Genomic DNA, 11,853 nt, shown 5'->3' on the forward strand with positions numbered 1-11,853 from the left:
CCCCTCGCCGCAGGGTCTCGGGCCCTAGGTCCGTGGACCTGCTCCCCGCGCGCCCGTGGACCGACGCGGAGGCCGCCCCGGCGGCGGTAGTTTGGCCGTATGCCCACCGCGCCCAGTGACCGCCGGCCCCCGGCCGGCCTGCTGCCCGTCGACCGGATCCCGGTCGGCCCGCCGGCCGCCGGCCCGCTGCCCGCCTGCGAGCCCTGCCTGGCCGGGATCGAGGCCATCAGCCAGGCCCTGCTCGCGATGAGCCGCCACCTGGAGGTCCGCGAGGTGCTGCGGCGGATCACCGCCTCCGCCCGCGGCCTGCTCGGCGCCGAGTACGCCGCCCTCGGCGTGCCCGACGACCACGGCGGCTTCGCCCAGTTCGTCGTCGACGGCGTCACCGACGAGCAGTGGCGGGCCATCGGCCCGCTGCCCCGCCAGCACGGCGTGCTCGCCGAGATGCTGCACGAGACCGGCCCCATCCGGCTCGCCGACGTGCGCCAGGCCCCCGCCTTCGGCGGCTGGCCCGCCGCCCACCCCGAGATGGACGCCTTCCTCGGGATGCCCGTCCTCGACACCGACGCCGCCGAGGACGAGCCGCACGTGATGGGCGTGATCTTCCTCGCCAACAAGCGCGGTGGCGGCGGCTTCACCGACCACGACGAGGAACTGCTGCGGATCCTCGCCGCGCACGCCGCCCTCGCCCTCTCCAACGCCCGACTCTACGAGCGCAGCCGCGAGCTGACCCTGGCCGGCGAGCGCGCCCGGATCGCCCACGACCTGCACGACGCCGTCGCGCAGAAGCTCTTCTCGCTGCGCCTCACCGCCAAGGCCGCCGCCAAGCTCGTCGACCGCGACCCGGCCCGGGCCCGCGCCGAACTCGCCGAGGTCGCCAAACTCGCCGCCGAGGCCGCCGACGAGCTGCGCGCCGTCGTGGTCGAGCTGCGCCCCGCCGCCCTGGAGGAGGACGGCCTCAGCGCCACCCTCGCCTCGCAGGTACAGGTCCTCGACCGCGCCCACAGCGCCGACGTCGCCTTCGCCGCCGAGGGCGTCCGCGCCCTGCCGCCGGCCCAGGAGGCGGCCCTGCTGCGGATCGCGCAGGAGGCCCTCCACAACGCGCTGCGCCACTCCGACGCCCGCAGCGTCACCGTCACCCTGACCGGCACGCCCGCGCGCGGCGCCGTCCTGCGGGTGCGCGACGACGGCCGGGGCTTCGACCCCGAGTCGGTCCGCCGGGCCGGCCGCCACCTCGGCCTGGCCTCGATGCGCGACCGCGCCGCCGCCGTCGGCGGCACGCTCACCCTGGACTCGGCCCCCGGGAAGGGGACGGTCGTCGAGATGGAGGTCCCCGGTGCCTGACACCACGCCAGCGATCCGCGTCCTGCTGGTCGACGACCACCAGGTGGTCCGCCGCGGTCTGCGCACCTTCCTGGAGGTCCAGGACGACATCGAGGTGGTCGGCGAGGCCGCCGACGGCGCCGAAGGCGTCGACCGGGCCCGGGAGCTCGACCCCGACGTCGTCCTGATGGACCTCAAGATGCCCGGCGTCGACGGCATCGAGGCGCTGCGCACGCTCAAGGGCGAGGGCAGCCGGGCCCGGATCCTGATCGTCACCAGCTTCACCGAGCACCGCACCATGGTCCCCGCGCTGCGGGCCGGCGCCGCCGGGTACGTATACAAGGACGTCGACCCGGAGGCGCTGGCCGGGGCGATCCGCTCGGTCCACGCCGGCCACGTGCTGCTCCAGCCCGAGCTCGCGGAGGCGCTGCTCGCCGACGACGGCCCCCGCCAGCCGCAGGGCCGCGGCGCCACCCTCACCGAGCGCGAGCGCGAGGTGCTCGGCCACATCGCCGACGGGCGCTCCAACCGGGAGATCGCGCGGAGCCTGCACCTGTCGGAGAAGACGGTGAAGACGCACGTCTCCAACATCCTGATGAAGCTGGACCTCGCCGACCGCACCCAGGCGGCGCTCTGGGCCGTCCGGCACGGCGAGGCCCGTGAGGCGTAGCGGCCGGCGCGGCCGGGACGGGGGCGGAAATCAGCCCTTCTCGTCGACCAGCGCGTTGTACGCCGCCACCTGGGCCCGCCGGGCGGTCCGCCGCAGGGGGTCCAGCACCGCCTGGCGGGAGGCCATCTCCGAAGCGCTGACCGCCGCGCCGTGCCCACCCGAGGCGATCGCCAGCAGCGCCGTCACCTGCCGGGCCGACTCCAGCACCCGGACGGCACGCGGCGGGTACCCCGGGGCGAGCAGCTCGACGTGCCCCCGCCGCCGGTACGCCTCCAGCGCCCGCAGCGCCTCCGGTCCGGCCCCGGCCACGTCCAGCCGGGCCAGCATCGCCGTCGCCTCCCGCAGCCCGTCCGCCAGCTCGCGCTCCGCCTCGTGCAGCGACGGCACGTCGGCCGGGGGCGCGTCGTTCACCTCCGAGCAGCGCCAGAGCACCATCGCCGAGCGGTCCCCGACCGGCCCGAACACCTCGATCTCCGGCACCAGCCCGAGCGGCGCCCCGACCGCCAGCACGGCCTCGCCCGCGCCCAGCGCCCGGGCGTTGAACGGCGCCGGACCGGTCAGCCCGAGCGGGTGGCCGGCGGACGGCAGGGCCAGCCGAAGCCCCCGCACCCCCAGCACCCTCAGCCGCCCCAGCGCCCAGGTGAGCCCGTGCCGCTCGCCCGGCTCGTCGCCCGGCAGTCCGGTCACCCGGTGGCTCTCGTCACTGCCCAGCACCGCCGAGGCGGCGTCGTCGGGCGGTACCAGACCGGCCAACAGGGCGTTGCCCCAAGCGGCCAGCCGCCCCGAACGGGGCTCTTCGTACGGATTGTCGGCAGGAGTCGCGAGCATCCGGCCAGCCTACGGAATCGGCGGTCATCCGCGTGGCGTAGGTTTGCCCATGCGCGTGCGGCGCACCCACTCCGTGCCCACCGGCCGCCGGAGTAGGCTGCCCGCCCGCACCGACGGCCGAATTTCTGTTTTGGGGAAGGCATAGGCATGAGCGACGTGCTGGAGCTGGTGGACGTATCCGTGGTCCGGGAGGAGCGCGCGCTGGTCGACCAGGTCTCGTGGTCCATCTCCGAGGGCGAGCGCTGGGTCATCCTCGGCCCCAACGGCGCCGGGAAGACGACCCTGCTGCAGATCGCCTCCACGTACCTCTTCCCGACCACCGGCAAGGTGTCCGTCCTCGGCGAGAAGCTCGGCGAGGTCGACGTCTTCGAGCTGCGCTCCCGGATCGGCCTGGCCGGCGCCGCCATGTTCGACAAGCTGCCCGCCGGCCAGAGCGTGCTGCAGACCGTGCTCACCGCCGCCTACGGCATGACGGTCAGCTGGCAGGAGAAGTACGAGCAGGCGGACGAGTCCCGCGCGCTCGCCCTGCTGGACCGCCTCGGCATGGCCGGGCTGACCGAGCGCAAGTTCGGCACCCTCTCCGAGGGCGAGAAGAAGCGCACCCTGATCGCCCGCGCCCTGATGACCGACCCCGAGCTGCTGCTGCTGGACGAGCCCGCCGCCGGACTGGACCTCGGCGGCCGCGAGGACCTGGTGCGCCGCCTCGGCGCGCTCGCCCAGGACGAGTTCGCCCCGGCCATGGCCATGGTCACCCACCACGTGGAGGAGATCGCGCCGGGCTTCACCCACGTGCTGATGATCCGCCAGGGCAAGGTGCTCACCGCCGGTCCGATCGACACCGAGCTGACGGCGCGCAACCTCTCCAGGTGCTTCGGCCTGCCGCTGACCCTGGAGCGCCACGGCGACCGCTGGTCCGCGCAGGGCCTGCCGCTCGGCTGAGGCCCGCGCCGGGCCGTGCGCCGGGCCGTGTGCCGGCCTCCCGCGGGCCCCGGCCGGAGCCCGGGGAATCCGGCTGAACTCCACTGAACTGGAGCCGGTCGCACGTGCGACCGGTTTCCGCCCCTCCACCTGCGGGAACTGTCCGCCTCGAAGGCCCTTCGCTCCCTAGGATGGACACGTGGACAGCTGGATCTGGTGGCTCCTGGCCGCCGTCGGCCTCGGCATACCCCTGGTCGTCACCGCGATGCCGGAGTTCGCGATGTTCGCGGTCGGCGCGCTCGCCGCGGCCGGTGCCGCGGGGCTCGGCGCCGGGGCGGTGGTCCAGGTCCTGACCTTCGTCGTGGTCTCGGTCGCCCTGCTGGTCGTGGTCCGCCCGATCGCGTACCGGCAGCTCAGGAAGGGCCCGCAGATCAAGATGGGCATCGAGGCGCTTCCGGGCGCCACCGCGATCGTCGCGGAAAGAGTCGACGGGGAGGGCGGGCGGATCAAGCTCAAGGGCGAGATCTGGTCGGCCCGCGCGCTCAACCCCGGCAGCGTGTACGAGCCGGGGCAGCAGGTCGACGTCGTCGAAATCCAGGGCGCGACCGCCCTGGTCGTCTAGGGGAGAGTCCGTGGAACCCGTCCTTATCGTCCTGGTCGTCCTGGTCGTGGTGGCATTCATCGCGCTGATCAAGACGATTCAGGTCATCCCGCAGGCCAGCGCCGCGATCGTGGAGCGCTTCGGCCGCTACACCCGGACGCTCAACGCGGGACTGAACATCGTCGTCCCGTTCATCGACCGGGTCCGCAACCGCATCGACCTGCGCGAGCAGGTCGTGCCCTTCCCGCCGCAGCCGGTGATCACCCAGGACAACCTGGTGGTCAACATCGACACGGTGATCTACTACCAGGTCACCGACGCCCGGGCCGCCACCTACGAGGTCGCCAGCTACATCCAGGCGATCGAGCAGCTGACCGTCACCACGCTGCGCAACATCATCGGCTCGATGGACCTGGAGTCGACGCTGACCTCCCGCGAGGTGATCAACGCCGGTCTGCGCGGCGTCCTGGACGAGGCCACCGGCAAGTGGGGCATCCGCGTCAACCGCGTCGAGCTGAAGGCGATCGAGCCGCCGACCTCCATCCAGGACTCGATGGAGAAGCAGATGCGCGCCGACCGTGACAAGCGCGCCGCGATCCTCACCGCCGAGGGCGCCCGGCAGGCCCAGATCCTGCGGGCCGAGGGTGAGAAGCAGGCCGAGGTGCTCAAGGCCGAGGGTGAGGCGCAGGCCGCGGTGCTGCGCGCCGACGGTGAGGCCGCCGCGATCCGCACCGTCTTCGAGGCGATCCACGACGGCGACGCCGACCAGAAGCTGCTCGCCTACCAGTACCTGCAGACCCTGCCCGAGCTCGCCAAGGGCGACTCCAACAAGCTGTGGATCATTCCCAGCGAGGTCGGCGACGCGCTCAAGGGCCTCGGCGGCGCCTTCACCGGCCTGGCCGGCAACGGCGGTATCAACGGCGGTGCGGCCGCCGCCCCCAGCGCCCCGGCCCCGGCCGCGACCCAGGTCCCGCTCGACCCGGCGGCCGGTCCGCGCCCGCTGGACACCGACACCAAGGGCGCCGCCCGCCCCCGGGTGGACCCGGCCCGCGAGTACCGGAAGATCGACCCGGAGTGAGCTGAGCCCGTCCCACGCGGCGCCGAGGGCCCGCCACCCGTCTGGCGCGGGTGGCGGGCCCTCGGCCTGCTCCGCCTCCGCCCGGCATTCGTGGTGCGCCCGCCCGGCGTCCGCCGTGCGCCCGCCCGGCCTCCGTCGTGCGTCCGTCGTGCGTCCGTCGGCTCCGGTGAACGGGCGTGTGGTGTACGTCCCGAATCGTGGGCGGACCCTGGTAGCGGCACCCCGCCGTCCGGCATGATCGCCTCGGACAGGTCCGAGACGAGAGGTGGCCCATGACGCTCTGGGAGGCGATCGCCGTCCTGGTGGCGGGTGTCGGCGCGGGGATGATCAATGTGATCGTCGGCTCCGGGACCCTGATCACCTTCCCGGTGCTGCTCGCCGTCGGCATCCCGCCGGTCACCGCCAACGTCTCCAACGCCTTCGGCCTGGTGCCCGGCTCGCTCAGCGGTGTGATCGGCTACCGGCGGGAACTGGCCGACCAGGGCCGCCGGCTGGTCCGCCTCGGCATCGCCGCCCTCCTCGGCGGCCTGGTCGGCGCCGTGCTGCTGATCGAGCTGCCGAGCAGCGCCTTCGACACCATCGTGCCGGTGCTGATCCTGCTGGCCCTCGTCCTGGTGGTGATCCAGCCCCGGGTGGCCAAGGCGGTCGCCGCCCGGCGCCGGCCCGGCGGCGACCCCGACGGCGGCCTGGCGCTGCTCGCCGGCGTCTTCCTGACCGGCATCTACGGCGGCTACTTCGGTGCCGCGCAGGGCGTCCTGCTGCTGGCCCTGATGGGCATGCTGCTCCAGGAGGACCTGCAGCGGATCAACGGGGTGAAGAACGCGCTGGCGATGATCGTCAACGGCGTCGCCGCGGTGTTCTTCCTCTTCACCTCGACCATCAACTGGGCCGCCGCCGGGCTGATCGCCGTCGGCTCGCTCTGCGGTGGCCTGCTCGGTGCCAAGGTCGGGCGCAAGCTGCCGCCGCCGGCGCTGCGCGGGGTGATCGTGGTGGTCGGCCTGGTGGCCGTCACCAAGCTGCTCGTCAGCTGACGGTCCGCCGGTCGCCGCGGTGCTTCTCGACCTGTCCGAGCTGTCTGACCTGTTCGACGTGGTCCCGGAATTCGATGTGGAGGAAGCCATGGCCCTGGAGATGCGCGACACCTGCGAACGTTGCGCGGTGTCGCTGACGGCGGACGGCCCGGCGTCCCTATGCTCCTACGAGTGCACCTTCTGTCCGGACTGTGCCGAGGCCATGGCCGCCACCTGCCCCAACTGCGGCGGCGAACTGGTGCCCCGTCCGCGCCGGAGGGCCTGACCCTTCACCAGTCACCCCCGACACCCGGGAGCGGTTCGATGAGCAGCAGAGCGCGTCTGACGGAGGACGAGATCACGGCCGCCCTGGCCGACCTGCCGGAGTGGAGCCGGGACGGCGACAGCATCGTCCGCACCGCCGACGCGGCGGACTTCCCGGCGGCGATCCGGGTGGTCGTCGCGGTCGCGGAGCAGGCGGAGGCGCTGGACCACCACCCGGACATCGACATCCGCTGGCGGACGCTGCACTTCGCGCTCTCCACCCACAGCGCGGGTGGCCTCACCTCGCTGGACGCCACCCTGGCCGGCCGCATCGACGCCGCCCTGCGGGCCGAGTCCGCCTGACGCCTCCCGGGCCTGTCCCGCACCTGCCCGCACCCGTGCCGCACCGGCCTCGTGGTGCCTCAGGGGGCCTCCTTCCGGCCCCGTCGAGGCCGGAAGGAGGCGCTCCGGGCGGCGTGAGATGCTGACTGCCGCATCGCCGGCGGTCGGGAGGGACGGAACGGATGGCGCAGGATCCCCTCGGAGACGCCGCACAGCAGCCGTGGTACCCGCAGCAGGACTGGCAGACGGCGTACCCGGACCAGCAGCAGTGGCAGGGCGGCCACGGGTACGACGGCGGTACCGGCCACCCGGCCGACGGCCACCTGCCGCACGGCCACGGGCAGGGCGGCTACCCGCAGACCGCGTACCCGCAGGCTGTGTACCCGCAGACGGGCTACCCGCAGACCGGCTACCCGGAGGCCGGCTATCCGCAGACGGGCTATCCGCAGGCCGGATACGCGGAGTACCCCCAGACCGGGTACGGCCAGGGCGGGCAGCACCAGCCGTCCTACCCGTACGGCGACTACGGGCAGCAGCAGTACGCCCCGTACGCCGTCCCGCAGCAGCCGACCGGTGAGGAGCTGTACGCCCCGCCGGGTGCCGCGTACTCCACCGACGGCTATGTGCGGCCCGAGCCCGAGCCCGAGCCTGAACCCGAGCCTGAGCCGGGCGGCGAGCCCGGGCCGGTTGACGAGCCCGAGCCCGCCCCGGCCGCCGTCGTCGCGTCGAAGCCCGCCGGTGGTGGCCCCCGGTCGACCGGGCGGCGGCGTGGCGCCGCGGTGGACGTGCGCGCGGACGCGGACGCGCGGGGGGCCGGGAAGCGGTCCGCCGGCTTCGGGTCCAAGGCCCGGGCCGCGGCCGATGCGGTGGTCTCCGCCGACCACGCCCCCGGCCGGCGGGCCCTGATGGTCCGGACCGGCGCCGGGGTGGCGGCGCTCGGCGTCCTGGTGGCGGCGGCCGCGATGGTCGGTGCGCAGGGCGGCGGCACGGCCGCCGCCGGGGGAGAACCGGGCTTCACCGTCGCCCACGCCAAGGCCTGGTCGGCCCAGCCCGCCGCCGCACTCCGGCCGGGCACCGACGACACGCTGGTCGGCAGCTGGCTGCTGGCCGACGCGGTGGTGCGGGCCGATGCCACCGGCGTCCACGCCTACGACCTGGCGGCCGGCAGGCCGACCTGGTCGGTTCAGCCCCCGGTGGCCGGGGCCGCTCCCTGCGGGCTCTCGGCGGGCGTCAACCAGGCCGGTCTGGGCGCCGTGCTGTTCCGGAGCCAGCCGGACCCGAAGAGCCCGTGCACGGTGGTGGCCGCCGTCGACAGCAGGACCGGTCGGACGGCGTGGAGCAAGCCGCTCTCCGATGCGAAGGGCGGCTACACCGCGCGGGTCGGCGTCACCGAGGACAAGGTGATCGCGGTCGGCGACGACCACGTGGTCGCCTGGGAGTCGGCCGACGGCACGGACGTCTGGCAGTACACCGGCCAGGGCAAGTTCTGCACCCTCTCCGGTGGAGTCACCGGCAAGACCGTCATGGTGGCGAGCTCCTGCGCCGACTCCACCCCCGTCGACCAGGCCGTCTCGCTGAACACCGCCGACGGCAAGGTGAGCTGGTGGCGCGGCCTCAACAACCAGCCGAAGACGGTCACGGTGCTCTCCGCCGAGCCCTCCGTGGTGCTGACCACGGGGGCCAGGCCGGAGGACGACAAGGTGTTCGCCTGGGGCCCGGCCGGCGACCCGGCCGCCGAGATACCGGTCGCCGCCGGCGAGGGCAGGCTGGACGCCGCCCACGGGACGTTTTCGGCCACCCCCGGTGTCTTCTTCCAGGATCGGACGATGGTCACCACGCTGGCCCCGGCGAACGGCGGCGGTGCGATCTCCGTCGTCGGGTACGACCTGGACAGCGGCAAGCAGCGCTGGAAGGCGGCCGCCGCCGAGAAGGGCGTCGCCCGGGCCGTCGGTGTGGACGGCGGCGCGCTGGTGCTCGCCGCCGACGAACGCCTCGAACAGCCCGCCCACCTCAGCCGCTTCGCACTCGCCGGCGGCCAGGAGACGGTCGGCGGCAACTTCCCGCAGGGCACCGGCTCGCTGCTGGTCTCCGGCCGCGTCCTGATCGGCGGTGGCCGGGTCGTCGCGGTGCCCGAGCACTCGGCCAACTTCGGGATAGCGGCCGGGTACCAGGCCAAGGGCTGAGCCCCGGCCGTCCGGGGCCCAGCCCTTCACGGCCGGGGCGGCCGGGGTGGCCGTGCGGCCGGGGCGGCTACGCGGCGGAGGCGGCCACCGGGGCAGGCAGCCAGTCCGCCAGGTCCCGGAGGTCCGAGCCGCGCAGGCCGAGCGCCATCATCAGGGTTGCCTGCGGGGTCGGGACGAACGGCTTGCGCAGCAGCTTCATCCCCGCCTGCTCCGGCGTCCGGTCGGCCTTGAGCTGGTTGTCCTCGGCACAGGCGGCCACCGTGTTCAGCCAGCTGTCGGCCCCGCCGCGGGAGCGGGGCTGCAAGTGGTCCACGGTGGTGGCCCGGCGCCCGCAGTAGGCGCACAGGTGCTGGTCCCGGACGAGGACACCGCGGCGGGACCACGGAGCCTGTTGTCGGAACGGCACCCGCACGTAGCGTTGCAGTCTGATCACCCGGGGCACCGGGACGGAGACGCCCGTACCGCGGATGCTCCGCAGCGGATGGGCCTGCTCGACCACGGCCTTGTCCTGGAGCACCAGGACCACGGCGCGCTGGAGCGACACCGTCGTCAGGGGCTCGTAGCTCGCGTTCAGAACCAGCGTGTTGCGCACCTCGGCACACCCTTTCCCCGGGCGTGCCACGGCGGCACGACCGTCTCCACACACGTCACTGCCGCCGCACGGCGGTGGGACCACTCTGAAGGGGCCCCGGGCCGACGAACAACGGAATTTCCGGTGGAGGTGAGGGGTGGAGCGGGGGAGGGGGAGCGTTCCGCCGGGAGTCCGCGCGGCCCGCGGGAGCGCTGCGGGCAGCCGCCCGGTCGGACGCCTCGGCGAAAACCCGATGGCCGGGACCGCGTAGGCTCTACCACGCTGGAGCCGTTCCGTACCGGGGCCCGACCGAACCGGGTCCGTACCGGGCGGACGCCCGATCCAAGGAGAAGCGTGACCGTGACGGACATCGTCGACGAGCTGCGGTGGCGTGGGCTGATCGCCCTGTCCACCGACGAGGACGCACTGCGCAAGGCGTTCGCGGACGGCCCGGTCACGTTCTATTGCGGCTTCGACCCGACGGCCCCCAGCCTGCACCTCGGGAACCTGGTGCAGATCCTGACCATGCGCCGCATCCAGCAGGCGGGAAACCTCCCGCTGGGCCTGGTCGGCGGCGCCACCGGCCTGATCGGCGACCCCAAGCCGACCGCCGAGCGCGTCCTGAACGACCCCGAGACGGTGGCCGGCTGGGTCGACCGCCTGCGTGGCCAGATCTCGCGCTTCCTCGACTTCGAGGGCCCGTACGCGGCGCGCATGGTCAACAACCTGGACTGGACCTCCGGGATGTCGGCCATCGGCCTGCTGCGCGACGTGGGCAAGTACTTCCGCGTCAACAACATGATCGCCAAGGAGGCCGTCTCGCGGCGGCTCAACTCCGACGCGGGCATCAGCTACACCGAGTTCAGCTACCAGATCCTCCAGGGCATGGACTACCTGGAGCTGAACCGCCGCTACGGCTGCACGCTGCAGACCGGTGGCAGCGACCAGTGGGGCAACCTGACCGCCGGCACGGACCTCATCCGCAAGGCCGAGGCCAAGTCCGTGCACGCGCTGGCCACTCCGCTGATCGTCAAGGCGGACGGCACCAAGTTCGGGAAGACGGAGTCGGGCACGGTCTGGCTCGACCCCGAGCTCACCACCCCGTACGCCTTCTACCAGTTCTGGCTGAACGCGGACGACCGGGACGTCTCCACCTTCCTGCGGATCTTCAGCTTCCGCTCGAAGGAGGAGATCGAGGAACTGGAGCGCGAGACCACTGAGCGCCCCGCCGCCCGTCTCGCCCAGCGCGCACTCGCCGAGGAACTGACCACCCTGGTGCACGGCGCCGAGCAGTACGACCGCGCGGTCGCCGCATCGAAGGCGCTCTTCGGCCAGGGTGACCTCGCCGACCTGGAGGCGCCGACCCTGGCCGCCGCGCTGGCCGAGGTGCCGAGGGCCGAGGTGGCCGAACTCCAGGCAGTGGTCGACCTGTTGGTCGCCGTCGGCCTGGCGCCGAGCCGCTCGGCCGCTCGCCGGACGATCAAGGAGGGCGGCGCGTACCTCAACAACGTCAAGGTGACGGACGAGGAGGCGGTGCCGGCCGAGGCCGACCTGCTGCACGGCCGCTGGCTCGTCCTGCGGCGTGGCAAGCGCAACCTGGCCGCCATCGAGTTGGTTTCGGCCGGCTGAAAAAGCACCACCGCTGACCTGCGGGTTTGAGCATGGAGGGCCGGATCTGGACAGATCCGGCCCTCCGGTGTTTGACGTCCTCCTCCGACTGGCCTAGTGTTGGACGAGTCGCTGAAGCGGGCGGACACACGGCGGGCCGAGAGGCAGCCGGGGGTCGGCCGAGCGGCCATCGCAATCGGCAAGTCCAACTCTCACTCGTCGCCCATTAACTTGGGTCGCTCGGCGTTTTCGTCGAACGGTGGGAGCGGGGAATTTCGGGCCAGTCCCGGAATAAGCTAATGTGGAGGTCGCCGCAGAAAAGCGGACCTTCCCAGCAAGGGTCGGATGAATGAAACTCCGGAAAACGGAGCGGAAAACATCTGGTAAGCTGGAAACACGAAAGAACGAAGCGCCCGGAGGGCCCGCTGGAAGGCGGTCCGAAGGAAGTGTCCGTTCC

Annotated in this window: 12 protein-coding genes; 10 read left to right on the top strand and 2 right to left on the bottom strand. The window is 73.3% G+C overall.

Features of this window, described 5'->3' with window-relative positions; genetic code table 11:
• Positions 1-246 precede the first annotated feature (246 nt).
• Positions 247-1,344, top strand: coding sequence for a GAF domain-containing sensor histidine kinase (locus ACIF6L_RS23050; RefSeq protein ID WP_396490098.1), 1,098 nt, complete (start codon positions 247-249; stop codon positions 1,342-1,344).
• Positions 1,337-1,993 carry a response regulator transcription factor gene (locus ACIF6L_RS23055; protein WP_329490146.1) on the top strand — a complete coding sequence of 219 codons (657 nt, stop codon included), beginning with the start codon at positions 1,337-1,339 and terminating at the stop codon, positions 1,991-1,993. Before ACIF6L_RS23050 ends, ACIF6L_RS23055 begins: the two co-directional genes overlap by 8 nt.
• A 30-nt stretch (positions 1,994-2,023) precedes the next feature.
• On the opposite strand, the gene ACIF6L_RS23060 is transcribed toward ACIF6L_RS23055, so the two are convergent.
• Entirely contained in the window at positions 2,024-2,821 is a 798-nt protein-coding gene (locus ACIF6L_RS23060) for a hypothetical protein (protein ID WP_329490147.1), read from the bottom strand.
• 147 nt (positions 2,822-2,968) lie between these two features.
• On the opposite strand from ACIF6L_RS23060, the gene ACIF6L_RS23065 reads away from it, so the two are divergent.
• From ACIF6L_RS23065 to ACIF6L_RS23095, 7 genes are all read left to right on the top strand, one after another.
• A complete protein-coding gene (locus ACIF6L_RS23065) occupies positions 2,969-3,760 on the top strand; it encodes an ABC transporter ATP-binding protein (RefSeq protein ID WP_329490148.1) in 792 nt (263 codons plus the stop codon).
• A gap of 178 nt (positions 3,761-3,938) precedes the next feature.
• Positions 3,939-4,361: an NfeD family protein gene (locus ACIF6L_RS23070; protein WP_396490087.1), complete on the top strand. Its 423-nt coding sequence runs from the start codon at positions 3,939-3,941 to the stop codon at positions 4,359-4,361.
• Positions 4,362-4,371: 10 nt separating this feature from the next.
• On the top strand, positions 4,372-5,418 hold the full coding sequence (locus tag ACIF6L_RS23075; protein WP_329490150.1) for an SPFH domain-containing protein: 1,047 nt from the start codon (positions 4,372-4,374) through the stop codon (positions 5,416-5,418).
• A gap of 272 nt (positions 5,419-5,690) precedes the next feature.
• Positions 5,691-6,449: a sulfite exporter TauE/SafE family protein gene (locus ACIF6L_RS23080; RefSeq protein ID WP_329490151.1), complete on the top strand. Its 759-nt coding sequence runs from the start codon at positions 5,691-5,693 to the stop codon at positions 6,447-6,449.
• A gap of 88 nt (positions 6,450-6,537) precedes the next feature.
• Positions 6,538-6,714, top strand: coding sequence for a DUF1272 domain-containing protein (locus ACIF6L_RS23085; protein ID WP_329492298.1), 177 nt, complete (start codon positions 6,538-6,540; stop codon positions 6,712-6,714).
• Positions 6,715-6,752: 38 nt separating this feature from the next.
• Positions 6,753-7,055, top strand: coding sequence for a 4a-hydroxytetrahydrobiopterin dehydratase (locus ACIF6L_RS23090; protein WP_396490088.1), 303 nt, complete (start codon positions 6,753-6,755; stop codon positions 7,053-7,055).
• Positions 7,056-7,216: 161 nt separating this feature from the next.
• On the top strand, positions 7,217-9,217 hold the full coding sequence (locus tag ACIF6L_RS23095) for a PQQ-binding-like beta-propeller repeat protein (protein ID WP_396490089.1): 2,001 nt from the start codon (positions 7,217-7,219) through the stop codon (positions 9,215-9,217).
• Between the two features lie 67 nt (positions 9,218-9,284).
• On the opposite strand, the gene ACIF6L_RS23100 is transcribed toward ACIF6L_RS23095, so the two are convergent.
• Complete coding sequence (locus ACIF6L_RS23100; protein ID WP_329490154.1) at positions 9,285-9,809, bottom strand: HNH endonuclease; 525 nt, start codon at positions 9,807-9,809, stop codon at positions 9,285-9,287.
• 339 nt (positions 9,810-10,148) lie between these two features.
• Here ACIF6L_RS23100 and tyrS point away from each other — a divergent pair, with 339 nt between their 5' ends.
• Positions 10,149-11,417 carry a tyrosine--tRNA ligase gene (gene tyrS / locus ACIF6L_RS23105; RefSeq protein ID WP_396490099.1) on the top strand — a complete coding sequence of 423 codons (1,269 nt, stop codon included), beginning with the start codon at positions 10,149-10,151 and terminating at the stop codon, positions 11,415-11,417.
• Positions 11,418-11,853: the final 436 nt, after the last annotated feature.

The sequence above is a fragment of the Kitasatospora sp. NPDC086009 genome, from assembly GCF_044540385.1.
GTDB lineage: Bacteria > Actinomycetota > Actinomycetes > Streptomycetales > Streptomycetaceae > Kitasatospora.

What these genes read in the sequence shown, in the direction of transcription:
- ACIF6L_RS23050 (WP_396490098.1), top strand. Translation starts at nt 247, where the DNA reads ATGAGCCGCCACCTGGAGGTCCGCGAGGTGCTGCGGCGGATCACCGCC.
- ACIF6L_RS23060 (WP_329490147.1), bottom strand. Translation starts at nt 2,821, where the DNA reads ATGCTCGCGACTCCTGCCGACAATCCGTACGAAGAGCCCCGTTCGGGG.
- ACIF6L_RS23065 (WP_329490148.1), top strand. Translation starts at nt 2,969, where the DNA reads ATGAGCGACGTGCTGGAGCTGGTGGACGTATCCGTGGTCCGGGAGGAG.
- ACIF6L_RS23080 (WP_329490151.1), top strand. Translation starts at nt 5,691, where the DNA reads ATGACGCTCTGGGAGGCGATCGCCGTCCTGGTGGCGGGTGTCGGCGCG.
- ACIF6L_RS23085 (WP_329492298.1), top strand. Translation starts at nt 6,538, where the DNA reads ATGGCCCTGGAGATGCGCGACACCTGCGAACGTTGCGCGGTGTCGCTG.
- ACIF6L_RS23090 (WP_396490088.1), top strand. Translation starts at nt 6,753, where the DNA reads ATGAGCAGCAGAGCGCGTCTGACGGAGGACGAGATCACGGCCGCCCTG.
- ACIF6L_RS23095 (WP_396490089.1), top strand. Translation starts at nt 7,217, where the DNA reads ATGGCGCAGGATCCCCTCGGAGACGCCGCACAGCAGCCGTGGTACCCG.